This is a genomic window from Pseudomonas sp. REP124 (assembly GCF_020164475.1).
Taxonomy (GTDB): domain Bacteria; phylum Pseudomonadota; class Gammaproteobacteria; order Pseudomonadales; family Pseudomonadaceae; genus Aquipseudomonas.
In genome coordinates this window covers 1-25,881 of the sequence record NZ_JAIQWX010000094.1, presented here as the reverse complement: position 1 = coordinate 25,881, position 25,881 = coordinate 1, and the positions used below count along the sequence as shown (strand labels likewise).

General features: G+C 51.5%; 19 protein-coding genes. 11 read left to right on the top strand and 8 right to left on the bottom strand.

Annotation, left to right across the window (positions count from 1 at the left end):
• Nucleotides 1-104: 104 nt before the first annotated feature.
• A complete protein-coding gene (locus tag K9857_RS20600; RefSeq protein ID WP_224538786.1) occupies nt 105-3,482 on the bottom strand; it encodes a site-specific integrase in 3,378 nt (1,125 codons plus the stop codon).
• Nucleotides 3,479-4,933, bottom strand: a complete 1,455-nt coding sequence (locus K9857_RS20595; RefSeq protein ID WP_224538784.1) for a tyrosine-type recombinase/integrase — start codon at nt 4,931-4,933, stop codon at nt 3,479-3,481. Before K9857_RS20595 ends, K9857_RS20600 begins: the two co-directional genes overlap by 4 nt.
• Nucleotides 4,934-5,428: 495 nt before the next feature.
• Here K9857_RS20595 and K9857_RS20590 point away from each other — a divergent pair, with 495 nt between their 5' ends.
• The 4 genes from K9857_RS20590 (at nt 5,429) to K9857_RS20575 (ending at nt 10,028) form a co-directional block, all read left to right on the top strand.
• Nucleotides 5,429-6,472 (top strand): hypothetical protein, encoded by a 1,044-nt coding sequence (locus K9857_RS20590; RefSeq protein WP_224538783.1) that lies wholly within the window; start codon nt 5,429-5,431, stop codon nt 6,470-6,472.
• A gap of 7 nt (nt 6,473-6,479) precedes the next feature.
• Nucleotides 6,480-7,652, top strand: coding sequence for a hypothetical protein (locus K9857_RS20585; RefSeq protein WP_224538781.1), 1,173 nt, complete (start codon nt 6,480-6,482; stop codon nt 7,650-7,652).
• Nucleotides 7,649-8,335, top strand: coding sequence for a hypothetical protein (locus K9857_RS20580; protein WP_224538779.1), 687 nt, complete (start codon nt 7,649-7,651; stop codon nt 8,333-8,335). The genes K9857_RS20585 and K9857_RS20580 overlap by 4 nt, the downstream gene beginning before the upstream one ends.
• Nucleotides 8,336-8,909: 574 nt before the next feature.
• A complete protein-coding gene (locus K9857_RS20575; protein ID WP_224538777.1) occupies nt 8,910-10,028 on the top strand; it encodes a hypothetical protein in 1,119 nt (372 codons plus the stop codon).
• Between the two features lie 332 nt (nt 10,029-10,360).
• Here K9857_RS20575 and K9857_RS20570 read toward each other — a convergent pair whose 3' ends face one another.
• Entirely contained in the window at nt 10,361-11,335 is a 975-nt protein-coding gene (locus tag K9857_RS20570) for a hypothetical protein (protein WP_224538775.1), read from the bottom strand.
• A 35-nt stretch (nt 11,336-11,370) separates the two neighbouring features.
• Nucleotides 11,371-12,249, bottom strand: coding sequence for a hypothetical protein (locus K9857_RS20565; protein WP_224538774.1), 879 nt, complete (start codon nt 12,247-12,249; stop codon nt 11,371-11,373).
• A gap of 664 nt (nt 12,250-12,913) precedes the next feature.
• Between K9857_RS20565 and K9857_RS20560 the strand changes: the two genes are divergently transcribed.
• On the top strand, nt 12,914-14,278 hold the full coding sequence (locus tag K9857_RS20560; protein ID WP_224538772.1) for a helix-turn-helix domain-containing protein: 1,365 nt from the start codon (nt 12,914-12,916) through the stop codon (nt 14,276-14,278).
• 1,056 nt (nt 14,279-15,334) lie between these two features.
• On the opposite strand, the gene K9857_RS20555 is transcribed toward K9857_RS20560, so the two are convergent.
• On the bottom strand, nt 15,335-15,790 hold the full coding sequence (locus K9857_RS20555; RefSeq protein WP_318011772.1) for a helix-turn-helix transcriptional regulator: 456 nt from the start codon (nt 15,788-15,790) through the stop codon (nt 15,335-15,337).
• A gap of 287 nt (nt 15,791-16,077) precedes the next feature.
• On the opposite strand from K9857_RS20555, the gene K9857_RS20550 reads away from it, so the two are divergent.
• From K9857_RS20550 to K9857_RS20540, 3 genes are all read left to right on the top strand, one after another.
• Nucleotides 16,078-16,809 carry a metallophosphoesterase family protein gene (locus K9857_RS20550; RefSeq protein ID WP_224538769.1) on the top strand — a complete coding sequence of 244 codons (732 nt, stop codon included), beginning with the start codon at nt 16,078-16,080 and terminating at the stop codon, nt 16,807-16,809.
• Nucleotides 16,809-17,126: a hypothetical protein gene (locus K9857_RS20545; protein ID WP_224538767.1), complete on the top strand. Its 318-nt coding sequence runs from the start codon at nt 16,809-16,811 to the stop codon at nt 17,124-17,126. The genes K9857_RS20550 and K9857_RS20545 overlap by 1 nt, the downstream gene beginning before the upstream one ends.
• Before the next feature lie 154 nt (nt 17,127-17,280).
• Complete coding sequence (locus K9857_RS20540) at nt 17,281-17,778, top strand: hypothetical protein (RefSeq protein ID WP_224538766.1); 498 nt, start codon at nt 17,281-17,283, stop codon at nt 17,776-17,778.
• Nucleotides 17,779-18,046: 268 nt separating this feature from the next.
• Here K9857_RS20540 and K9857_RS20535 read toward each other — a convergent pair whose 3' ends face one another.
• The gene (locus tag K9857_RS20535) at nt 18,047-19,300 is read right to left on the bottom strand and encodes a hypothetical protein (protein WP_224538764.1); all 1,254 of its coding nucleotides are present in this window, start codon (nt 19,298-19,300) and stop codon (nt 18,047-18,049) included.
• Nucleotides 19,301-19,831: 531 nt separating this feature from the next.
• On the opposite strand from K9857_RS20535, the gene K9857_RS20530 reads away from it, so the two are divergent.
• Complete coding sequence (locus K9857_RS20530; protein WP_224538763.1) at nt 19,832-20,197, top strand: histone-like nucleoid-structuring protein, MvaT/MvaU family; 366 nt, start codon at nt 19,832-19,834, stop codon at nt 20,195-20,197.
• Nucleotides 20,198-20,561: 364 nt separating this feature from the next.
• On the opposite strand, the gene K9857_RS20525 is transcribed toward K9857_RS20530, so the two are convergent.
• On the bottom strand, nt 20,562-21,233 hold the full coding sequence (locus tag K9857_RS20525) for an HAD family hydrolase (protein ID WP_224538760.1): 672 nt from the start codon (nt 21,231-21,233) through the stop codon (nt 20,562-20,564).
• A 358-nt stretch (nt 21,234-21,591) separates the two neighbouring features.
• Between K9857_RS20525 and K9857_RS20520 the strand changes: the two genes are divergently transcribed.
• Together K9857_RS20520 and K9857_RS20515 are read left to right on the top strand one after the other, a co-directional pair.
• A complete protein-coding gene (locus K9857_RS20520; protein WP_224538758.1) occupies nt 21,592-23,739 on the top strand; it encodes an AAA family ATPase in 2,148 nt (715 codons plus the stop codon).
• 121 nt (nt 23,740-23,860) lie between these two features.
• The gene (locus tag K9857_RS20515) at nt 23,861-25,159 is read left to right on the top strand and encodes an FRG domain-containing protein (protein WP_224538756.1); all 1,299 of its coding nucleotides are present in this window, start codon (nt 23,861-23,863) and stop codon (nt 25,157-25,159) included.
• 174 nt (nt 25,160-25,333) lie between these two features.
• Here the strand turns inward: K9857_RS20515 and K9857_RS20510 are convergent.
• On the bottom strand, nt 25,334-25,881 hold a 548-nt coding region (locus K9857_RS20510; protein ID WP_224538754.1), incomplete at its 5' end, for a tyrosine-type recombinase/integrase.

Here is a 25,881-nt window from a genome sequence, read left to right as displayed (position 1 = left end):
GTCGGAGCTTTAGTGGGTGTTCTTTTCATGGTCAGTCTCGCGCAGTCCTGCAAGCTCGCCTGGCCAATTCACCTAACTTGGACACACGAGCTCGCCTGGTAATCTCAATTTGCCCCTGCCATTGAGTCTTGATGGTTGAGGAGGAGGGCGGAGGGCTTGCTCAGCGCATACGCGGAGATTTCCTCAAATGTAAGGCCTGTACCGCCCATGATCGACAAGATCTGCCCGATGTAGATTTCCCTTTCCTCGAATGGTTGGTTGGCAACCTGGAGGAATTCGGGATTACGTGCCAACTCATCAAGAATCAGGGGGTAATGTTCTGAAGCGAAGGCTGGGAACTGGGAGGCGTCTATCAGCATCGAAATAACGCGCTGCTTGGGATCTGCCATATCGACACTGTGACGAACAGCATTCGCAAGGTCGCGATGACGAGCGATGTAGCCTTTGGGAAATTTTTCTTCTCGCCATTTTTTTTCGAGAATTTGGATGACTTGACGATAGCCAGCCAGCTCCAGGGTGCACAGCGAAAGTTCGTCGTAAATTATCTCGGCGTTGGATGAGTTGGGCTGGTACTTTAGTGTCTGCTGTAGCCTAGGTTTGAGGTTTTCAGCACGGTTAGCAAGGTCGCGGACTTTTGCGTTAAGGCCAGGCAGGTGGTCGACACCGAAGACAGCGTAAGGGCAGATACCACAGGTACGAGCCTTCCGGGTGAAAGCCATCAGTTTTTTTGGGCACTCGCCATCAAGTGCGCACATGCAACAGTCTAGAAATTTGATGCGCTGAGTTTTTGTGCTGGCAATCAAATCCAGGCCAGTTTCCTCAGCGTCCAAAATATCAGGGATTACAGAGACAAGATGCTGGTCGCGCGCGGTCTCTTCACGATGCTGTGTCCAGCCTTTGACTAGGGCTGAGTCGGGCGATGACGGGGCGGGAGGCCGCCCGGTCAGAGCCGCGAATGCGTGCGCCGAAACCGCTTTGTTGGCGGAATCAATCAGTGCCAGCGTTTCTTGCTTAGTCGGAACTACGTAATGAGCGGACGTGTACTGCTGTGCGTGGCCGACTTGTCCTCCGATAATGGCGTAGTCGAGGTAGGCATAAATGCGGCGATGAGTAATCCACGTCGCACGCAACGCATGGGGAGTGTGTACTGCTGACCAATTCCCACTGGCTGTTTGCTCCACGAACTCATGGCAATTTTCAGGGGATACGAAGCTGTTGTACACCTCCTGAAAGCCCCGAAGTATCAACGTCCACTTGAGGGCGTATGATGCATCGGAAAACGGTGCGCCGTTTTCGAGCCACGGACTCCTGAAAAGGGGGTGGATTTTTTTATATTTATTAGTGCTATTGGGGTCTTTTTCGTAATAAACGCCCTTGTATTTTTTGCCGTATTCTTTTGTCTGGAAATGGCGCTCTTGAAGCAGCACGTCCATGACTTTGTAAGGCAAAGTCACAGGACGGCTATTGCCGTTTTTGTCCGTGTTGACATAGAGAATACAGCTGCTCAGACTCCCCCTCAGGGAATGATCATAATATTTATCGAAGCTGCGAACATCTAGCCATTGGCAATTTTGCAAGCGTAGGCCAGAAAACAGGGCCACCGTGAGCATCCTCACCTGAGACAACCATGGTACGTATACTTCCCCGTTGCTGGATTTGAACTTTTCATTCTTCCAAGAGTACGCGTTGATGACTTTTTTGAGGGGGATCTCCATGGCTTCAGAACTGCCATCAGGGTTCCACAGTTTGATGGAGTACGAAATTCCGTATTTCTCAATGTCAATCCAGACGCTGTTTTTCAGATCCAAGGTGTCTTGGAAACTCAATAAGCCTTTGATGCATTTGTGCTGGAGTTCGACTCCGACCGCATCGAGTGCCAACATGTAGGCTTCAACCATCATCATGGAGTTAATGGGCAAGGGAACCTTGTCACTTTTTCCCGACGGGCCACTTCCGGGTGAGTCCAGCTCTGGATGGACTGGGTTTTTGTATGGCCCGCTGATCAGTACTTTGCCGTTTGGCAGTAAGTCGCTACTGTTCGCTATCGCGATCTCAAAAAATCGCCATACAGAAAAGATGAAGTGTGCTTTGGTTTTAATGCTCCGCTTGAGGTCATAGAACTGCATCAGCGTGCGGGGAAGATCGACCTCGGAGTTATCTTCGTTGTTAGTGAGCTTGGTGTTTTTGCTCGTGCGATGCCAAAATATGGAGCGATGGAACTCCTCAATATTGGTCGGGAATTCGATACCGCTTTCTGGATGTTTGCTCAGCCATGCGGGCAGATACCTGCCCAGGTAGTCCATCAAGATATGAATATATCCAATCTCTTGCCGGCGAGTGGTCTTCGCGAGTTCTTCGATATGGCCAAAATGCAGATTTCCTGCTTTGATCCATGAGAGTAAATTTTCCTCAATGTGCGGGTTTTGTGGGGTGTTGTAATAACCCTCAATCCATTCGTATGTACCGTTGGTGGGTCGCCTGCGACCAGGCAGAACCGCGTACTCTTCGGGAGAGAGTACACTCTGCGCTTCCCAGCTTATTGTATTGCGGGCAAGTTTTTCCTCAGATTTTTTTTGGTTCCTCTTCTTGCGGCCATCCAGCCCTGAGTTATAGCGTGCCCTTCTCCATTTGAGGTTTTCGCTTTTTGATTGATTAGGGTCGATCGACCCCCAGTGTTTTGCAAACTCCGCATAAGATTTTCTGATTTCGGCGCTCGATTCTTCAATCCTTGTCGTGCTTAAGTGAGTATGATAGCCCTCAAGCAGTCGCGCTTGATCAGGGCTTACAATCGCCGGATATTTTTGGGCGAATAGGTGCAGCCAAGACAAATAAGAAAAGTGAAGGCATATACTGCCCTTCTTAGCTTTGCTTTTTATTTGGCGTTGTTTGTCAACAACTGCAGGAGCTGCCTCCCATAACTCTTCGAATATCACATCTTCAGGTTTTTTCCAGTTAACGCGATACTGAAATGTTCGACTGCAGCGCTTCTGATGCGACTCCTTAAGTCCAGTGATCTCGTGAATGAAACCCTCAGATCTGTCAATCATCTCGGGATACTTGGGCCATACACCACTCAGGTTGAAGCTATAGGGGAGGGTGGCGTTTCCCTTCGACCATAAGAGTACGAACATAGCCCGAATGGGGATGCGAAGTCCGCTTACATCTTTGGGAGGTGGCGTATGCTCGCCCGTAAGCTGCACGTACAAGGGCATTGCAAGATCGAGCTGTTTGTCCGGTACGAGGCAGAGCCTGTAGAGGGTCGTGAGTTCCAGATAGGTCAAAGCTCGACCTTTCCGATGCCTCAGGAAGATGGTTAAGGCCAGGCGATGTCTGGCTTGCATATCCTTCAGAAGCTCGGGATTGGCTTTCCCCGCAACCTTCTCGGCCTCCATGGCTTTCTGAGCCAGCTCCTCCAGGATTGCCGCAGCACTCTCAAGGACATCATCGCCGTGCAGGGTGATACTGTCGGTGGTGTTGATCACGCTTCTGGGCCCCGCTCAAGCAGTTCTTCGCTCAAACGCGCGTAGGCCAGTCCACGGTAGTGGTCAATGCTTTCGCCCTTGCCTTGGTGGTACACGAGTTCGTTGGCAGCATCGACGTCCACAAGGGTGTTGATGCCCAGATCTGCGGCATAGATCTCGGTACTCCGGAGGTCGGCGTGCCCCATCAGCAACTGGATTTCAGGTAGATCGAGGCCCGGCTTAGGTCGGCCTGGCACCATAACGTAGTTGCGCGCCCACACGCCGAAAAGGTGCCGGAAGTCGTGGGACGAGTAGTTTCCCTGGGGGGCGACGAACTTCAGTTTCTTCTGGGTGGCTTGAATGCGGCGGTTGATCGCCTTGTTGACGGTGTTCGAATTGAGCTCGCAGAGAGGTACACCGTAGGTTTCTTCATCAAGCGATAGCAGTAGCCATGGGCTGTCGGAGCAGGGGCGCACAGCCATGTAATCAGCCAGCTTCTGCCAGAAAATGGATTTGAACGGCTCGAACATCGTCACGACAGCAGTTTTGCGACCTTTGAACCCAAAGCTTTCCTTGTTCGTCGTATCACGCAGGCCATCAGGGTCTTCTACGCGAATGATCCTCTTGCGAACATCAACGTCCTCCAGGCGAACCCCAACCGCCTCGGAGAGCCTCAGGCTGCCAAGCCCCAAGCTCCAGATCAAACCGTCCAATGGCGTTGGGGCGTTCTCAAGCATGGGTAGGATATGTGGGAGGCCAATGTGTTTGGCCTTCCGATCTTTCTTGACCTTAGGGGCGCGCAGGCCGCCTCGGGCTACCTTTGCGCCGGCACCAAGGGTGGGTTTGACCTGCAGCGTGTGGGCATGGATTTGAGCTAATTCCTGAGGGCTGCGCAGCCTGGGATTGAGTTCCGGCAGCGCATTGGTTTGAGTCTGGGGAGGCAGGCCGGTCAGCACGGAGGTCAGTTCTGCCTGCTCAAAGGTGATTGTGCTGCAGACTTTCAGCATGCGATTTGCGCCTGCGATGTACTGCCCGGCAGACTTGGGGGAGATCTTTTTGCGGCCCGTTCGGATGAATGCCTGGCGGACGATCGGGTCTTTGGCCTGCGCACCGTCGATGAGATATGACGGGAAAAGGTGCATGGTTTTCGATGCAGTCGCAGGGTCGAGTCGGCCAGAGAGGGCGCCGGTTTCGTAGAGGAACTCGGTGAAGACCCGCCCACCTCTCTCCATCGCAATGGCCGCGTTGCGCGAGCAACTGATGCCAATCTCGCCCCAAAGGTGCTCGGTGAACTCATTGTAGAAATCCAACGGTGCACCTGTAGCTGTCTCGTAGAGCCTGGGTGGTTCGCACTTGATTCGCGTTAGGCTGTGCATCGCCTCGATGCTATTACCGGCAGTTGATTGCTTTTTCGGGGCCTTGGGGGGTGGATTCGAGCCCTGGCCAACCAAGGCAATCTTCGATTTACGCATATATTGACAACGCTCCTGATTCGTGGTGTAATCTGGGAAGCAGGATGGTATTGACTGTAAAGTAAAATTTGAAATGACAAAAAGTTCTTATTTTTAGGATTTTTATGTCTTTGTTTGTATTTTTATCGCCTTATCGTGCTACTCAGCACGGCCTTGAACCCCTCCCTTGCTCCCGCGAAGCCGCGTAATAAAGGGCTCACAGCCTCCCTTCGCCCCAGTAACCCGCCAACCCATGTCGTTGAGCAACCAGTGCGGTCTCATCATCAATTTCATGACTTTTTGTCCACTTTCGCGATGCGCTAGGGGTGAATCAGCTGCTGCCAACCCGACGAACAGCCTTATCGGGGGGTGATGTCACGATGGTCGGCTTCAGCGTTTTGCGGTAATTTGTACTGGCATGAAGCCATACCCACCGCAGGACGCACCTTCCCGGCAAGGGCTTTTAATCCCTGGTCGCATCCGTTCCTGCGCACTTATTTCGTGACAGGAACGACCATGTCAGGCGGCGAAACCGAAAAAATTGCGAGGCTCGCGGAGCTCGTTTCCAACGAGATCTTCAGCTTCTTCCGCTGGAAGAAAGAGGGGCCGGCGAACCTCAACTTCGGCTGTGTGAAGAAGGAAACACACGCGCCCTTGAAGAAGTCTGAGCACACGCACCCCACTGACGTGGTGTTCAAGTACGCAGACCCTTATCTGAACAAAGCCGTCTACCTTCATACCGACTTGAAGAGCTACGCGGTGGGCTCAATCACGCTGGACTCGATCAAGAAGGCCTTGAAATCCCTGGGCAAGACCATCGACTGTGCGCGTGCCTCGACGGAGTGGCAGACGCGCTACCACTTGGCCAAGCGTGAGAGGTATGAGGTTCGTGGGATGCTGTTCGTGTACAACCACGACGACGAGTACGACAAGAATTTCTACGATCACTTCAAGGACTACAAGGGCGAGAACCTGCACATCAAGGACTCTCAGCAGATTCATATCGTCGAGCCTTCACTGATCAATTACCTGAAGACGCTGCAGGTCGATGTGAATGCCCTCAGGGCGGCAGGGACATTTCCGAAGGACAACTACACCTTCTATTACCCTGATCTCGTTTTGCACAAGGCCAGTGGCGAGTACTGGGAGCGTGCAGCCACTGCTGAGCTCATCGCTTCGCCGTACATGATCATCCACCACAAGGAGGTGATCTCGTACTGCGAAAAGGCCATGGAGCTGACTGAAACGTATAGCGAAGGCTACCTGATCTACTATCGCCGCGATGGCAGCAGTGAGATCGAATTCCGGTACCTCTTTGACGCCCTGTCCAGGTTCCAGATCCTCAATGCCAACAAAGACTTGAAGATCCGGATCCGGGTCGCCAATCGTTACCATCACAGCAGCATCCTCAGCAATTTCAACGCTGCCATTAACAGCTACGTCACTGAGTGGGGCGAAGACGAGAATCGCAAGCGGAAACTGCAGGCGATCGAACTGGACATCGTGAATCACGCGATTCCGAACTATAAGCCCGAAGCGATCGGTTGGGAGCGAGACTGACATGAGAATGGGTAGCCTGTACTTCGCGTCCGACAAAGCGATCTATGACGCGCTCACGCAGCGAAGTCTGACGAGTGCTGAGCTCCGGAAGGTCTTCCTTTCCAGAGGAATCGTGATCTCCAACGAGTCAGACAAAAAATTCCTGGCCAATCGGTTCAGTGCCCTGTTCCATGACTACTACGACTATCGGAATCTGTCGCTCCTGGTAGGTGGTCGTGACAGTCGAGAGAAAACCACAAACGTGGTCGTCACTACGGCGGTTACAAAAGATCAGCTGACCGACGCGTTGACCTCCGTCAAAGAGTGGCTTGTGGATGACCAGCACGAGCAGGCTGAAGTAGCCATCCATGGCGATCAGCTCAAGCTCACCGTCAAATACCAGAAGCTTGATCTGAGCCAGGCTGAGTTCCGCCAGGTCGTCGAGAAGACGGCGGAGGTCATCCTTGAGAAGCAGGGCAGCGGCTGGAAAATCACTGGCCCAATGAACGAGAAATTCAAGGACATCACCGATCAGTTGTATTCCCAGATCGAGATTGTCACTGACAATGATGTGTCGACCCGCACCATCTCCCTGGAGGCAATCCCGGACGCCGGCATCAGGACAAATTTCCTTCGCAGCTTGATCCGCAACCTCAAGGACATGGAGGTGGTCGATGTTGTCGACGTCTCCACATTCAACCCTAAAGATCGCGATGATGATGACCTGGATCTCAGTGATGAGGCGTTGGTGATCGAGGATGCAGTTGAGTTTGACTCAGACGATGAGGGTGAGGAAGCGGATGGTGGCGATCCGGAAGCCGAGCTGGCCAGGCCGCAGCCTGAAGTCAGGGTTCACAAGATTATCCGCATCGACAAGGCATCGCTGAAGGGCAAGGGTGTTTTGGAGTCCAAGCAGCTCATGGAGCTGGAGGGCCACGGCTTCTACATGTGGAAGATTCGATGGACAGCCCGCGAAAAGCCCTTAGGTTCAGGAATCGTTCAGTTCGAGGCTCAATTTGGCAATCAGGCCAAGTACTGTGATTTTTCCTACATCGTCAAAGGTGTCTACAACTACAACAACGGCAAATACGCCAAGAACCCCGTACGCGCCGAGCCGGTACTTGAGCAGAAGCTCAAGATCCGCTTGGAGGAAGCGGCGCAGAAGACACTGGACGACATCGAAAGGAGCTTAATGGCATGAAGTCAAAGCGGCTGAAACTCTGGGTTCTGACCGCTCGTATCGACTTTCAGACCCTTGTTCATGGCCTTCGGCAGCAGCCGTTCAACGACGAGAATCGGCTCGGCGTCGAGATTCTTGAAATCCTGGATGGCAAGGCCACCTTTCGGTACCACGAGCAGCGGGATATCACGCAGTCGTTCACGAACCCCCTTGGTGAGACGGTTGAATCGAGTTACTCGACGTTCATCACCTTTGACATGGTGTTCGAATCGCTGGGGGCGGATCGTTTTTCGATTTGCATGAGTTCGCCGCCCAAGGATATGAAGCCGTTCGTTGAGCTTATCCGGGCGGCAGCCGGGACAACATTCGCCCTGGAGATCGTGAAGCCAGATATCTCGTCGGTCTACCAGCAGTTGAAGGCTAACAAGCGCCTCACAAGGGTCATGGCCAAGCGCATCGTGTCCGGCGCGGTCACCTTTGATATCGAAAGCAGCTACCGGGTGGATATCGCCTCGACCGGTAATGCGATGACGAAATTGCTGGAGATCACAGGTGGGCGCCCGGCGCCCATCGACAAGATCAAAATCGTCTATATGTACGAGTCAGCGCCTGTGCAGGTGGAGTTGTCGCGATCGGGGGCGATTGCGGTTTCTCTGGATGATGATGAACACCTCCAACTGCTGACGAGCCTGTTGATTCGCTAGCCAGGCTGGGAGCGATTGAGGGGGCTGGCTCGCTCTGGATACCTTCCTTGATTGCGCACGTAGCTACATCTGCGTGTGGTGGTGGTAGCTTCGCGATCATGCAGGGCTTTGCCACCGTAACCATGTCCCGCATCCAGTTGATTCTGAGTGCGCCCAATGTCATTGGGGCTGTAAACCATTTTTTTGGCCTGTAAACCTTTGCAGTTAACGCTTCAAGAAAATGGTTAACAAGCTTTGAAATGTCGGTTCTTAACCACTCGCCCACATGCATACGGCGCCAGGTGCAGGACATCCGCTCAACCTTTTTGTTCTGACGGCCGGAGGCCGCTGGTAGGATTGCCACCACTCATCAAACATGGAGTTATAGCGGTGGCCGAGAGCGAAGGCAAGTGGTGGATCAGGGGGCATGGTTGAGGATTGGAGTAGGTGTGGTCAGCATTACACCTTGTCGAGAAAGAGTCGATTTTGGCTCTTGGTGACCAAACTAACAGTAGCTAATGAGAGCGCCAAATCGGCCTGTTTATAGTCCGCTATTGTTTATGAATGCATGATTTTTGAGAAGGATTTAGTGCTAATGGATTTAGTCGATAACCATGTTAAGCGCTCTGTCGCTACTGACATCCGTTGCGAGGACGGGCTTTCATGGTTTGAGAAGTGGCTAGACACCGATGAAGGGCTGATTTCGTACTGGGAGAGAGGTCGTAAGAAAGCTACCAAATACCCTGCACTCGCTTCTAAGTGCTTGGCGGGAGTTTTGCCTATTTTGAATGGGCCAGCTGGCTGTGACAGGCAATTAAGCCAGGACGGCGAGACTTTGAGATACCTCGCTGAATGGCAGGGGCTTCGAGGTGAGAACTTGGACGTAAAACTAGATTCCAAGGTTGTTTTGGTTTGTAGTGGCAGTGGGGTTCGAGTTGAATTCAAGCATGTCCCATATCGTGCTGGGGTAGCGAAAGAGCTACCTCTCGTTGATCTTTATAATCCCCACTATGAGATTTGGGCGACCCGACAAGCCTCTGAGCAGGAGCGGTTGGAGATCTTCGAACGTACTGGGGTTTGCACTCTCGAAATTAAGGACAAAATAACTAAAAAAATAAGTAGTGCGCTTGAGGCTGCTATACATATCGCAGAGGGTGGGCTTGGGGTGGGGGAATTCACGAATCTCCTTGATGGAAGGCTGCGTAAAAGTTCGAGTTTTTTATTATGGCGCATAGTAATGCCGGCTAGAACTCCGCCGGCGTTGACGAAATACAAGAGTGCATATGCTAAATATAGCTTGTGCAACACTGATTTCGAGATTCACGCTATCGGAGCTGTATTGGCTAGCGGGCAGTATCTGTTTCACGCCGGGACTTGGCCTGGCGGCGACAAAGATGAGTTCACTACTCGGCGCCCTCTATCTGCAACCTTTTGCCCGCAAGTTGCTCTGGCTAACGCGATCCATAGGTATAAAGCGTTTGAGTCTGGAAAGATAGATATTCTCGTTTTACGCGCATCCGCTCCTAAGACGAATGTTTTTGCATACAAAATAAATCGTGGATCACATGCTCATGAAAAAGAGGTGCTGTTTGCCTGCGGGGCTAAACTGAATATTATTAGCAGGCGACTGATTTCAGATGGTTGCAAGGTCTATGATTCAAACTCTAATTTCAAAGAGGTTCCTATCTTTGTCCTAGAGGTGGATATTAGCTGATTGCGAACCTAAAGGCCTGGAAGCAGAGCATGGCGCCGAGGTCGTTGAATCCTGGCGTCAGTAAGCACAGCATCTTGAAGAGATGATAGCCCTTAAAGGGATCCTCATGTTGTAAGTGTATGGTGCTAGAATCTCACGGCTCGTTGCTAAGGATCGGGGATCCGAACTACACCATCAAAAAGACCCCGGCTGGTGGTCTTTTAGTTAACGGTCACATTCCGTGCCTCGCTTGTTTGTGAGCTATTTAGCTCTCCTTTATTACGTCGCGACGGCTACGAAATGGATTTTTTCTGGTGAGTTCATATCTAGCTGGATACTGAGAAAGCAGGAATCTACTCGTCATTCTTTAGATCAACGAAGCTTTCGAAATACCAATCGGCAGAAATGCCCTGGTGATCAAGTACTGAATAGAGGCTAGCAAATACCATTTCGCCCTCATGGATATTGTTGGTGCGAATTTTTTCAATGTCATTCTCAGTTAAATCTACGATAACATATTGTCCTGAGGGGATATGTTGGAGAGTAATTTCATTTGGTGTTATATCTAGATCAATCTCGTCAATTCGGAAAAGGCCTGTTTGAGAAACTATATCTCCAGGATCTGATATTGCAATATCGATATCCAGTTCTCTGTCCATGAAGTATCGCAGCTTCATGGTGAATTCTTCTTGATTAAGTGTGTCGCCAAAGGATGTCTTTGATGCCTGTTGTTTTGCAAAATCCTCGATGACTTTTGTAATTACTTCACCTGGCTTGTACGTGGTTTTGGACGCGGGAAATAATTTTTTGTAGATGGATTTCAGGCTGTTGATGCTAGCGAGAGCATCTGCGCCAAGGGCTTTTTGATCGCGAGCCTTGAAGTCTTCATTGAAATGAAGGCAGTCGTTGCGTAGTTTTCTGATTGCGTCGAATGCTCTATAAGTATCTTCTGATAATGCGCTTCGAGACTTTAGCTTTTTAAGTCTCTCATATTGAGTGATATCCAAGAGGTCATTTTGGTTGGCTTTCGCTGCGAAATACTTGCAAAGGTCTTCGCTAGCGATGCCGGATAGGGCTATCGTGCTATAGAAGGCTCCCAGCGAATAGGTCAGCTCTGCTTCCTTAATTAGTCTGATGAAATCTCCTGTTTCTTCAACGATTCCGATGTTCTCGATCTGCCACTTTCGGTCGGCAATACTTCCTAGTTCATTTTGAATCCAAGTTAGCAGCGAGTGTTTGTAAGCTGACTTGTCTCTTTCAATGAGTTGCTCGATGTCACTTGTGTCGGCGTCTCGGTAGTCAAATTTCGTGCAGTCGAAATAGCGCATTAGTTTCTCTACTCAGGAATATGGCAAAGGTTTGGTCAAGACATCGTGTTTTGCGCGGTAGCATTTGCCTCCGCCTTCTCCATGGCTTCCTTAAAGTCTTGGAGAATACGTTTGGATCGATCAACCATATCTTGACTAACAATCGGGTCTGCACCATGAATGATGGCATTCCTGAGAGTTATAAGATCTTTGATGTCAGCAAATAGCGAGTGTTGTATCTTGCGTTCTCTCCAAAGCAACTCCGCGAGCCTTGCGTTTGGTACCTTCTTGAAGCTTTTGGAGCTTTGAATATTTTGAATTATGGGTTGAAATATAATAGTCGCCTGTTTTAGCAAACCTTCGACTTCATTGTACGTGCGAATAAATTCCTCCAGGCTACCATCAACTCTATCCGAGCTTTGGATTGGGTCAATTTCATTCTGAATTTCTTGGCTGGCGGCTTCAACGTTGTGGGGTGTAACAACGTCAAGTACGAACAATGAGATGGCTATGAATGAAATGGCGAAACAGGATTGTGCAAAATTTAAGAGAATTGTCAGCGTGAAGATGCTGGATGTACTCTGGTGCGCTATGACTAGGTTTGTAAGTAGTATTGTTAACCCTACAAGGATTGTAACGACAAATAGTTGTCTAAGATACCTTCTTTCGACCTTTTCAATTGAATTGGCTCTCGTTTCATCATTTCGCGCTTCTCGTAATAATTCACTTCTGAAAAATAGGTAGCCTGTTATTGTCAGTCCATAAATGGCGGCTAATACTTGTGCTGACGTTGAATATAAATACATTATTTGGTTCTCGCTAAGCTTGAACCAGGGGTTTGTAAGTCCCAAAGCACTTGAAACCACACTCAGAATTAACAACGCTAGGGCGATTCCGATTGTTACAGAAGAGCTAGATAATGAATGCAGGCGCATATTGCACATCCTAGATTTGCTGTCCTCTTCCATCGACTACTTCAACGAAGTGTTAGCGAAGAGGTGTCCTTTGATAAGGAATTATGCCATCAGGCGTGGGGGGGGGTACACCGCACCTAGTGCAGCAGCGGGATGAGAGCACTGGCTTTGGGTCTGAGTTGGCCCATGGTATCTAGTATCTGGCCGGGTAATCGCTCTATCGAATGAGGGAGCGCAGCTTGGGAAGGGCCTCTCGTCTTGATCCGCATGGCCGAGGCATAAGCGATGCATGGGGGGGGCGTCGCTTTCCCCGGTAGAGGCTAAGCGTCGAGAAAACTTACTCTAGGAGTCTCGTCGAGATGCGGTTACCCGCGCCACGGCACTACCTTTAGGTTCTCTCCGCTCCGGAACAACAATGAAGCACAAGCGTTTTCACTAGGTATGTACGCCAATCTGCTTCTTTGTAGTTGCCAAGCAATGGTGATCTGGGGGCAGGGGGTGGCACATCGTGGTCTCGGCGGGTTAGCCTCCGACGGGCTGCATAGAGATAGCCAGTGGAAGATTTTCAAGAGCTAGAGCGCGCTAGGGTTAGCGCGCCCAACCGTTGGTGGGCAGACTGAGCGACGCTACTTGGGCGAAGGGGGGATCGCTGCCCGCCAACGGGCTTCCAATTCGAGGGGTTAACATGGATATTTCGAAGGCTCGACTCGACAGTTTGGTGAGCCGCCTTTCCGAGGGGCTGAACGTTGAGATCAAAACGTGGATTGATCCCAAGGCAGATGAGAGCATCGCCAAGATCACCAAAGCGGTTATAGCCCTGTACAACCGCAATGGCGGCTATCTGATTATAGGTTTCGACAACACAACCCTAGAGCCAGATCAGCAGGGGGCCCCGGAGGACGTGAAGGCAGCGTTTCACGTCGACGTGATCCAGGGCATCGTTTCAAAGTATTCGTCGATCTCAATCGAGATACAGGTAGGCTTCGTTGAGCTCCAGGGGCTGCTGTACCCGGTGATAGCTGTGCCTCAAGGGGTGACCGTACCTGCAGCTGCAAAGAGAGATCTGCTTAGCCAGAATGGCAAACCTCTAGTCCGAGAAGATACGGTCTACTTTCGCACACTCGGTTCCAATGGTACGCCCAGCACTTCTGCAATCAAGGCAACTGACTGGCGCGACCTTCTCGAGATCTGCTTCGATAATCGAGAGGCTGATATTGGCCGATTTCTCAGACGCCAGCTGGGTAACGCGGGGGCGAATATCTTCAGTTCGGCGCTCAAAATTCCAACCCTTGAAGATCGCGCGCGGTCGATCCTTCAGGAAGGAGCACGTGCTCGTGAACTGTCAATCGAGGCACGCAAGCTGGATCCTTCTGCAAAAGCACTTTTGCAAAAGGGGAGTTGGGAGGTTGGCTTAGTTTTCGATCCACCCAAGGACATCGAGGATTCCACCAAGGACTTCTTGGCAAAGGTTGACTCAGCTAACCCTGAGTACACCGGATGGCCTGCCTGGCTTGTTTCTACAAATTTCCACAACAAGGCTGATCGTCCCTATAAGCGGGAGACCGCATGGGAATCCTTAGTTCTGGGTTCTGGCTCCGAGCACCTCGATTTCTACCGTATGCATGCACGAGGGCAGTTCTATCAGTCACGGATATTACGGGACGATATGACGACGAAGGTGGATCCAGGTACTGCCCTAGATCCGCGCTTAGCAGTGTATTTTGTGGCTGAAGTCATTGCGGTGGGCCTTCGTTTCGTGGAAGCACTGGATTTCGACGCTGATGCCACGCTCGGCTTCATATTTCGCTGGAATGGCTTGCGCGGACGCCATATTGATCACTGGCTAGATAACGGCTTCTCTTCGCCACGTGGGGAAACCCGTGATGACATCATCGAAAGCTATGTCGAGTTGCCGGCCGATACTCCAGCTAGCAGTATTGCTCCATACGTTCAGCGCGCTACCTCAAGGTTGCTCGGAAGTTTTGCTGGTTTTGAGCTGAAATCCGATGTGATTGAGGTTGAGGTTAACCGGTTGCTGAAGCGGAAATGAGAAGAAGTCGTGGCTTTATTCACGTAGAAATTTGAGCGCATGGATCTGAGGGTCTGCATTACGCCGAAGCGGCGTGGCGGGCTTTGAGGGATGCTATTCCTAACGCATGATGTTGGATGAGCTTCGTGTAGCGTCGATGATGAATGTTGGCCGTTCCAGGCATCAGTTGGTGGATACTTGCTTGATCGACCTGGAGGGCTGCTACTGAGACTAAGTTGTTGTCCTCATCGATCACGCAGGCTCTGCGTTGATCTGTAGTCAGTTCGCTGCGCTCTACGGTGTCAAACAGCTTTTGATGGTCTTTCAGAGTCTGTTGGATGTAGTCTCGCGCGATTTGGTGAGCCAGTCTTCAGGTGGCCTAATTCAGCTCGCACATTCGAGTTATCACGGCCTAGTGTTCGTCCACCATCGCGCCTTCAGGTGGGACAGGAGGCTTGGTGCTTCCCCAGGCGATGACCCATTGTCTGAATGGCTGCCATTTCGATGTACGAAGGTAACGCGCTTCCTTGAGAGACTGCTCGAACTCGTCAAGGCGCGTCTGGGCTTCGGTGATCCTAGGCATGTATCAAGCCCTAACCAGTGCCTTCCAGGCAGCGTCCCGTCGCTCAGCTTTCTCAAAGAGGAGACGCGAGATGCCTATTCTAGGGGGGGGACGGTGATCATGTTCAGGAACCACAGAGCCGCCCTCTCCGTATGTTCGTTGATCGCAGTCCAATCAACGTTTTCCTCTTGCTTGCTGGAGCGTATCTCTAGGCCCGTATCGGAAATGGTGTCAGGGCGCGTGCTGATGATGGAAACCATGAGCCCGCCACGGGGGAGTCGGATCTGTGATCATTTGAATCAGCGCCGGCATGTTCTAGATGCTCAGTGCATTTCCTTTTCGTTAGCAATAACGGGGCGTGCTGCTTCAGCATGGACTTGTATGCTGGGAGATACGACGCCATTTGGGGATGGCATTGTAATATGCCAGTACTGATGGCTACAGCCCATTCGAACAGTCACCGCCTACAAAGGATTGGCCCCACATGAGTGGGCTAGAGCCTTGAGCACATTCACCTAGTTATCTGTGGTGGGGGGGCGATCCCATAGAAAGCCTACCGTCGAGCGGCTCATCCCGAGCAGCCTGGCGGTTTCGGCTTTAGTCAATCCAGCATTCTTGCTCTCAAGCACTTGCTGCAGTTTCAGAGGATCGGCTGGGCGCGCGGCGGGGCGCTTCACAATCCCTTTACCGGTCAACTGCGCTGCGATATCGCTCGGGCTGATCTTCGCTTCTATCGACTTCAGCTGGTCTGCAGCTTCTGTCAGCACGGTTGAAGTAGGGACGTTGTCCCGTGTCGCAATGACAAGGGAGAGCAAAGCAACCGGGCTCAGGTTAAGGGCGGCTGCGAGCTCAGTGAATTTGTCCAAGGTTGGAGAGCTGGCCGCATTTTCTATCTTTGCGGCGTAGGTGCGCGAGATAGCATGGCCCAGCCCTTCCTGGGTCAGCCCCAAGCTCCCTCGGACTGTCCGTATAACTGCTGCAAGCGCCGGCCTTATCAACGCAGATCCCCTTAAAACTGAGGATGTAGCCACGACGCTGTGTACAGTTACACAGCATATAGTGTATAAAACCGATCATGCGCGTCGCTGTGGATGCCTTGTGACGTCCACGTCATTGATGGCTTGCGAGAGGTGTCATTAGGCTGGCACGCCTCCAAGCCTGTGCTTCCTTGGAAGACAGCGTGGGAGCGGCGTTCAATAAACCGTTAAACCGTCAGTTGCTTACGCTATGTCGTTGCAATCCTATGGAGGGTGAAGGTTTGAAAGTCAGGATCTACTCAGACCTGCACCGTGAATTTCACCCCTGGAATCCCCCCGATTGTTCAGGCGTTGACCTAGTGATATTGGCTGGAGACGTCGACAAAAAGACTCGCGGTGTCCATTGGGCCAATGAGACGTTTGACTGCAACGTCGTCTACATCATGGGTAATCACGAGCTGTACGGCGGTCATCTCGATCGCACGCTTCAGAAGATGCTGAATGCCGCTGCGCCGCACGTGCATGTTCTGGAAAACCAGATCCTGGAGTTGGCTGGCGTCAGGGTGCTCGGCACGATGAGCTGGACAGATTTCACTAGCACTGGCGATCAGGTTGCCGCTAGCAACATGGCGAAAGAGTGGATGACAGATTTCAAACAGATCAGGACTGATAGTAACTACCGTCGCATCCGTCCAGATGATCTGGTCAGCCGAAATCAGCTGGCTAAGGCGTGGCTGACTGAGCAATTGAATCAACCCTACGAGGGCAAGACGGTTGTCGTGACCCATCATTGCCCGTCCTCGGTTGTGGCCGGAACTCAAAATGAAGGGCATCTCAATGCCGCTTATACCAACGAGTGGACAAGCCTGATCGAGAAAAGTGACATATGGGTATTCGGCCATACCCACCATGCTGTTGATGTAACACTTGCCGGCTGCCGATTGATTTCAAATCCGCGAGGCTACCCAAATGAGCCTACGGCTTTCGATCCGTTTTTTGAGATTGAGGTCTGATGTCGAGTTCAGTGTTGAAGTATGAGTTCAGGGCCCAGGAAGGTGGCTCGGTTCCTAATCAAATCGTTCCCATCGAGGTCGTACAGGCGCGAAAACTGGATTGGGGTGTGACAGTAGATGCTTACTTGGTCGGGGCGGCCAGGGTGGGGGAACGCTTTGCGGCAAGTGTTTTTCACGATTTATCTGGCGTTAATGAAAATGCCATGACTGTAGTTACTCCCCCTCTGCAGGAGGTTGAGCGCAGATGCGGATTCAAATTAATGCGAAGTGTAAGTGGTGCGGACTACTTTGTTATTGCAAGTGAGCTGAGTGCCTAAATGCCTTAAGTACAGGTTATATGTGCGTGCTTGAGTTCGATAAGCGCCGTTGGCATTCTAGCGATTGCACAATGATCAGTTTTGAGAGTGCTTCCTTTTCTGCCTAAAAGCGGTGGGGTAGGTGGCCTGTGTTCAATTGAATTAAGGACGTTCTATGTCTGACCTCAAGAAAATTAAAGTAGTAGTAAAGAATTATGATGTGCAGGGCTCGGGTGACCTGGATGCACTTTATAGCCGGGTTAGGCTTGAGGATGAACAAGGTCAGACGTTTTACTTCAAGCAGGTAGTCATGCCGAAATACTTGAAGCAGCATGGCGCGATGGCAATGAATGTGCCACGGACATGGTTTTACAAGCATGTCTCCAAGAAATCAATTGTGGTTATCGCATTTGAAAATGCCAGCGGGAAGGTTGAATATGATCTTGGTGATCTGCAGTTGATTGCTAGGTCAACAGTTATGAAAGGAATTTTGATGACGGTCGCAGCGATCCCAATGGGTGTTATTGTTGCAACGGCAACTTATGGGGCGGGGCTGTTGCTCATTCCTATGGGATTCTGGGTCGGATACCGGAATATCTTCAAGCTGCCTGCGATGCTCAGTCGGAAAAGAATTCTCAGTGACTTTTCTGTCCATGGCATTATAGTTCGCTAGTTTGTTTGGCTAGAGGCTGAGCCCTGGTGCTGCACAGCAGCCTGCGTCAGATACGGCATGGCAACAGTCGGCGCAAAACGTCAAGCAACCGCTGACTACCAGGATCACTGAGGGGCGTCGTTGATGACGTCAGATGTTCGAGCAGAGGGAGATACCGCTTCGCAGTCCTGGCAGGGTAGCATCGCGAATGGCGGCGATACGAGAGGTGTGGTGGCCATGCCGCAGTGTTAGGCAGGATGACCAACCCTTGTCGTGGCGTTAAAGCGTCTCAGGTATGTTCCTGAGACGCCGCTCTAATAGACTCAATCTTGGTGTCATAACGTTTGAAAAAATCTTGGACGGAGGTGAACCAAGTGCCGTACCAGCCTTCGTAATTCTCCGCGATCGGATATTTGTGTTTGTAGTCAAAAATGTCGTCGAACCAATGCGCGCCCCCACCCTTTGTTTTCTGCATGAACAGTGCAGGGTGTGTTTGTCCAGAGAGAATGTTGGCATATTCTTCGGGGCCTATCACCCTTCCAAAAATCCGCTCTCGGTAGTCGTCAGCCAACTGCTTAAGCATGTCGTAGACTTCGGGGATCTGGTGATGGTCTCCCCACCAGGCAGCAAAATTAAGATCGAAGGCGATGCTGTAGATCTTCCAGTTTTTCGAATGCAGGTGTGCAAGTATCACAAGCTGTTGCGTCGTGCCGTTGATGAGCACATGTACCGACGCGGGTGATGCATCCCTCAACCACTGCATTTGCTCCCAGTGGTAGGTTGAGATGGACTCGATCGCAAACATGCCCCTCTCGCCATGAGTCAGCCACTCATTGCTAACACCTGTCGTATTACAAGCGCTTGCAATTTCAATGTCATTCATCTGGATCGTACCGGACTCCAGATACGCCAGTCGTTGCTCGCTGTCGTAATCGATCAGATCGATGAATCGGCTTGGCGACATGGCAAGGCTCGCTCTTAGGGCGCTGACTCTGGTACCGCAGTCATAGAAGCGTTTCGCCAACCTGCCCGTATTTGCATTGTTGGCCTGATGTCGCTCGGCATCCAGTAGCTTTCTAATCTCAGCAATCTCCACCGCGCACGTTATTTGAGTGACTTCAGGGCTTTCATTGGCAAGGTGGGCCAGCTGACTTAGAGAGTAGATCGTTGAAGCCCAGCCGTGGCTAGCACACGCACTGCGATAGATTTCCTCCTCAGTGCCAACGACGGCGGATATGCATATAACGACCTGGTCGATCTTGTCGCGGATGTGGCAGTCTTCGCGCGTGAGTTTCTCGATGTCCGCCAACACTTTTGCCTGTGTTCCAGTATTCTGTCCTGTGCATAGTACGGCGATATACCTGCCGTTGGCCTTGATGTAGGACAGCAGGTCAGCAGGGCCTTGAGTCACTCGCCCTGAGAGATTCAAGGTGTCTGAGAGGTTCTCATAATCGCTTGAGACGGTGGGTAGCAGTCGGCCCACGAATTTTTCGAGCTCTGCCCCATGCAGCAACCCGATTTTAGCCTTCAGTATTTCGATCAAATCAATCCGTTCCTTGTGATGAAGCTGACACGTGCAGGGTACGCTCGGGCGCCAAATCAGCAAATGATTGCTTCAATGACATTCGCAGACGCCATGGTTGATTACTGCGTTCGACATGTCGAGTCGGAGGAACTCAGCCTGGTAGTGGTCAGTGAAGTCTTTCGATGAATGTTTCAAGCTGCATATGGGGTACGGCATGCTCCACGAACTCATGCACTTCAACGAGAACGTGCAGAAATGATCAGACGCCACTCTTTGCTGCGAAACCTCGTGAGAGCTAGGGAAGGGGGCGCAGGTGTTGACGAGGAGGGTGATCACGATCCCATTACCTCGAAGTCGGGTAGGTTCTTTACCACCAGCCCTCCCAGGATTCAGCAGGGCTTCATGAGCCCTATTCGTGCGGAGCGGAAGACAAGTGCGTCTGCTGTTCAGGAGCTGGGCTCATGGCGCGGTCGATCTTGATTTAATCCGGGTGCCATGTGCTTGAATGCTTTAAATTACCCTTACTTATCACGTATTGAGGAGGTATCAATGTCGCGTCTTCTAGAGTTTCGTGCGCTTGAACAAAAGCTGGCCGCGCAGCTTGCAGAGCTCGAAGCCCTGAAGGGCAGCTCGGAGTTGCAGAAGGAAATCGAATTTGAGACCAAACTGCGCGCCCTCTTGGGCGAGTATGGCTTCAGCCTTCGAGACGTCATCAACCTCCTGGATCCTCAGGCCAATCGCCGCGCAACTGCTCCTGCAGCCACTGATAAAGCGCCGCGTCGAGCGCGCCAGGTCAAGCGCTACAAGCATCCAGAAAGTGGCGAGATCATCGAAACCAAAGGTGGCAACCACAAGCAGTTGAAAGAGTGGAAGGCACAGTATGGCGGCGATGTCGTTGAGTCCTGGCTCTCCTGAGCCTCGGGCATACGCTCCATGAAAAAACGGCCTTCAAGGCCGTTTTTTGCATTAGGCTTTCCGCCACGAGACCGGAAAGAGTCAGCTTGTGAGGCATACCCTTGGGAATTCACCAGCGAAGGCCGTGAATTTCGGGTCAGGGTGCAAGGGCCTCTGATCATGAATAGTTCGGTTCAGATACTTGAAGCTTGTTTGGCTGGGGTGGGACTAGAGTAGCTTGCCGATGCGCACGTTCATGAACACATCGAGAGTGGCGCGCTTGGGGAGGTACTGAGAGAGTGGTCGGAAACCTTTCCTGGCCTGCACGTATATTACCCAAAAGGTCGGCAGCAGATCGCCGCTTTCAAGGTGGTTCTGAATGCGCTCAAGAGCGATGACGCGCTGCTCTGACAGGGGAAGCGATGGGGCGGGACACCTTCAATACGTATTCGGCAAACTCATTAAGGTTGGCGAAATCTTTACCCCCATTACGGTTCAGCAGAAACCCGTGAATGCCCACGGCCATAGGGCCGTCACGGTCACACTTGTCTGAATCGCCAATCATCAGCACAGCGTTTTCTTCGCAGGTATCGCTGGTCTCTGCCCCCAAGAGTTCGCAAGTAGCTCGATACAGGAACGGCTGGGGTTTCAGGGCTCCGACAGCGAAGCTGAAGCCATAGGCATCCATTGTTGGGTACAGGCGCCGGACAGGCGCTGCGTATGGGGCTGCTAGATTGGACGCGATGGCAATCTTGATGCCCTCAGCCTGCAATCGCTCGACGGCTCGAATCCCATCTTCGAAGGCTTTGATACTGTCCAGCTCAGCTTCAAGAGCTCCTTGAATCTCGGCCATGCGATCTGCAGGGATCTTGATCCCGAAGTGCTCTGCCGCATCGCTCAGGCTCAGAGCACGAGCCATGATGTGGTGAAGGTCATCTGGTCGCGGCCTGCGACCCTGGCGGATGCCCTCCTTTAGAATTTGACGATAGGGATGGGTGGCTTTGGGGATGCGGACAAGCGTGCCGAATGCATCGAAGAGGACAAATTTGACGGACATTTGAGCGCCTTGATCAACGGGGGTTGACTTCCCGTGAGGTCAGAAATGATACCTTGGATCAGGATTGTATGGGCTCTGGCTGAGCCGTTTCGTTGAGGGTATGCTGGGGCTGCCAGTTGTCCCCTCAGCCCTTCAGGTAGCTGTCTGGTCAAAAGCAATCTGTTGAGAGCCATGCGCCTGGTTGGCATCAGCGGAGACGCCGGCAAATTGTGGGTTGAACAGGTCACGATCGACGTGTCGTCGAGGCGAAGGTTGGCTGGGAGCAATCGCCTAAACAGCCCTCGAAAGCAGTCTTTCCTCTTAGGCACGACGGTAATAGGATACCGAGTAGTGGCCTTCAGCAGCCAAGGACAGCATCGTGATCAAGAATTTGATACTGCGCGGCGTTTCGAGCTACTCCCCCGAGCAAAACTCCCAGATCGGCCCACTTACGAAAGTGAACATGTTCTATGGGCACAATGGAACGGGTAAGACCACGATCGGCAACTATCTTCAAGATCCTTCTGACCTGCTCTACCACCAGTGCAAGACCCAGCCTGTCTCGGCGGAACGTGAAGTGATGGTCTACAACCATACGTTCATGGAGACCAATTTTCACGCAAGCTCACAACCCGGCATCTTCACGCTCAATGAAGGAAATATTGAGGCCGAGAAAAAGCTGCTCGCGGCTGAAGAAGCACTCAAAAAGCTACTGATTGAACATCAGGCCGAGGTGGCAGCGGGCAATGGGTTCGGGGAATCCCAGAAATCCAATAAAGCAACTTTGCTCGATCAGCTATGGGCCCTCAAAAGACCGTTCGATACCGGGCCTCTGCGGTACTGTTTCGCTTCTCTCAACACAAAGGAACGGCTTGGGGAAAAGCTACGCACCTTGTCTCTTGTGCCGTCGCCGGATGATTTCTCAGCGCTGGCGGCGGAGGCGGAACAGCTGCAATCAGCTAGTGATGCTGAGCTGCCTGGTATACCCACAATCCGGTTTGCGGAAGCGGATGTGGAAACGAGCCCGCTGCTATCGGAGGCCATTGCCGGCTCCGGCGACTCCTATCTATCCGCCTTGATCACCGACTTGGGGAACTCCGATTGGGTCAAGCGAGGGTTGCAGTACCCGCGGCGGGAGGAGTGCCCGTTTTGTCAGCAAACTCTACCTTCTGGATTTTACGAAGAAATCCAGAAGGTGTTCGATAAGACGTATGAGCAGCGCATTACCCAGTTGAAAGCTCTGAAAACGCGGTACGAAGGTGGCGTCACTCGCTTGAGAACCCAGTTCAAACGTCCCGAATACGACGCGCCTGAATATCAGCTGCTGATTACGAAACTCGATGCTCTCCTTTCGCAGAATACCCAAAAGCTGGATGCCAAAGTGGCCAGTCCTTCAATGGTAGTGGCATTAGAGCCTACCGGGTTGATCTTTGATGATCTCACCGACTTGATTGTGGAAGGTCAAAGGAAAATCGATGCCTTCAATCTCAAGGTGAAAGACAAGAAAAATCACCTGGAGAAAATCAAGGCGCGCTTCTGGGTCTGCTTCAGATCCAGTTGCGATACAGCTATTGCATCGGCCAGGAAGGTGCATGAGGAGCTTGGGGTCAAGAAGGAAGCGAAACGCAAGCTGGCGGATGAGATCCGTCTCAAGTCACAAGCTCACCAAGATGTCATCGCCGAGAGTAAAGCTAAGATCACGAATATCGATCAATCTATTGGCAGCATTAACTCGTCGCTTACCGCACTGGGCCTGAACGGCTTTCTGGTGGTCAGGGAGGAGGGGGAGTTGCCGCGCTATCGCCTGCAGCGGCCTGATCAGCAGGCTGGGGTATTCAAGACGCTCAGCGAGGGAGAAAAGACCCTCATCTCATTCCTGTACTTTCTTGAAGTCTGTAATGGCGAGCTCGACGATAAAGGTGGCAAGCTCAAAAGTGAGCGGATCATTGTCATTGACGATCCTATCTCAAGCCTCTCTCACAACTATATTTACGACATCGCCACAATGATCCATAGGCGAGTGCTGAGCCCCAAGGAACGCTTCAAACAAGTATTTATCCTGACGCATAATTTGTTCTTCTTTCATGAAATGCTCAAGCACCTAAAGAAGTCCGATGAGTACTCGTTGTTCCGTATTACCAAAGCAGCTCACAGCATGATCACCCCGATGAAGGCCAGTGATGTACAGAATGACTATCAATCATTCTGGCAGGCCATAAAGGATGCTCAAGCAGGTCGCACTTCTTCTAGCGTTATTCCGAACATGATGCGAAATATTTTGGAGTACTACTTTACCTTCGTACATCGGCAAGACGAGCTCCAGGCAGCACTCATGGCCCTGTCTGATGAGGATGCAGAATTCAAAGGACTCTATAGGTACGTGAACCGCGAGTCTCATTCCGACGCAGTCAATTTGACTGATTTTGGTGAGATTCAGCCGTCGCATTACGTGGATCGATTCAGGCAGGTATTTGTGAGGACTGGCTTTGAAGAGCACTATGAGAAAATGATGGGGGAGCAAACCTGAGTCGGGTGTTGATGTAAGTTTTGGCCGAAACAGTGAAGGTGTTAGCCATGGCGATTTAAAGCAGGTTTATCTCGTAGACTGTTATGTTGGCACTAACCAAGGAAGGAGGGGGGTAAGGGTTATGTATAATTTCCTAGTGACGTCTCGTGAGGGGGCATGGGAAAGCGGCTATGAGTATGATAAGAGCCGCTTTCTGGAGTACACGAACGATGATATTGCTGCAAGTTTCAAAGAGCTGAAAGAGCCTCAGCTTAAAGCACTGATGGAGCTCCCTTGCCTCTTTGCTTACGAGGGCACGCGTCACGCCATGAGAGTGGGGAAGCTTGAGGTAAAGCTTCGTAGTAACGGCAAAATTTTGTTTGCTCGACCGATCATGGACGATCGAATCGCACCCATTGAGTTTGAGCAGATCAAACCTCTTCAAGCCGCTCTTGATATTCGCGATTGGGAGATCAATCGCACGCACTGGGCAGTCAAAGACGAAGATCTTTTCGCCATTCTTCACCACTCAGGTATTTTGCCGGAAGGGATGGTTGGCTCGAAAGTCACCAAGGAAGATCTTCCTGCCACCTCGCTACCGGAAACTCACGCTGACAGCGTCGGTGCCTTTATTGAACATGTTTTTCGACTAAACCATGGCCATCGCGAGGTCTTTTATCGGGGGCACTCCAATAGCAAAAAGTATCGCTTGGAGCCCTCAATTTTCCGCAGAGATCAGGGTGGTAACTTCGTATACCGAGATGCTGAGGATAGGATGTATCGGGAGCTTCTGGTTTCCAACTCCCTTGATTTCAGTGGCGACATTTATACACTGGATCGCCTAGTGCGGATGCAACATTATTCGCTGCCGACACGGTTGCTTGATATTACATCGAACCCATTGATTGGGTTGTACTTCTGCTGCAAGAGCCACTTAGATGAGGCTGGAGAGGTCATCGTGCTCTCCATGGATCCTGGTTATATAAAGTACTTCGATTCCGACACGGCGAGTTGTATTGCTAATCTATCTCGTTTGTCCAAGGGCGTCAGGGACTCAATCACATTCGATTCTGAAGGCGTAGATGGCTTTAACGATCAGCGGGCATTGAAACAGTTGCTTCATTTTATCAAGGAAGAAAAGCCATTCTTTGAACCCCGCCTAGAGCCTGGGCATCTTCGCTCCGTGTTGTGCGTCAAAGGAAAACATACCAATAGCAGAATCTCATTTCAGTCAGGAGCTTTCCTTCTGTTCGGTGATGAGGCGGTTTTAGATGAGGAGGGAACTCCGGACATCACACTTCATCGTATAGCGGTGACGAATAAGAAGAGTATTTTGAAAGAGCTAGATCGGTTGAATATAAATGAAAGTACCGTGTTTCCCTATATAGAGAGCTCAGCGAAGTACATTGCTCAGAAGTTTGCCTTTCAAGCCAGTGAGTGATTAATCGCCACCGTAAGCTCGGTCAGGAATATAAGGTAACTCAAGACGGTGTGATTCACCTTTGAACGCTATGTCAGCACGGCACCGTCTCTACCTTGCGAGTTAAGGCAGAGACGGCCTGGGTAGACGGCCACGGGGGCCTGGTTATCTACCGTCGCACGTAGCCCGCCTTATTTAGGTACGACGCTTCTTGGTTTTCAAGGCCGCATCAGCGCCTGTCGTAGTGAGTGAGACGTAGTGTTCGGCCATGGAACTGGAGGAGTGACCCAACTGATCGGCGATTCGCTCGCCAGGCTGTTGCGGTAGGGTGGAAGCTGCTAGCTGTGCCATAGCTGCCCGTCTCAATGTGCTCGGCGTGAGTGTTGAGCGAGGGAGTTGAGCTTCTCGTTCCCACGACTGAAAAATCCGAAGCAGTTGCGATGTCGGCATGGGTTGCGTCCGTTCATTACCGGGAAAGAGGTAGTCATCGGCAGAGAGATTCTCCGCGCTGATGTACTTCTCGATCACCGCTATGTTCGCAACGGGCAATGGTGATGTCGCTTTCGCGACCTCCACAGTCATCTCCCTGCTCGAAGGCATGTAGGTAACCAAGCTGACAACTTGGGAAACCTTGGCACCAAGGATGACGTGCCCCCGAAGCCCTGTCTCCAGCAATGCAAAAAGGCTCCGGTCGCGAAGGCTTCCTGAGTTTTCGACGATCTGCTTGATCGCATCACTGTGAG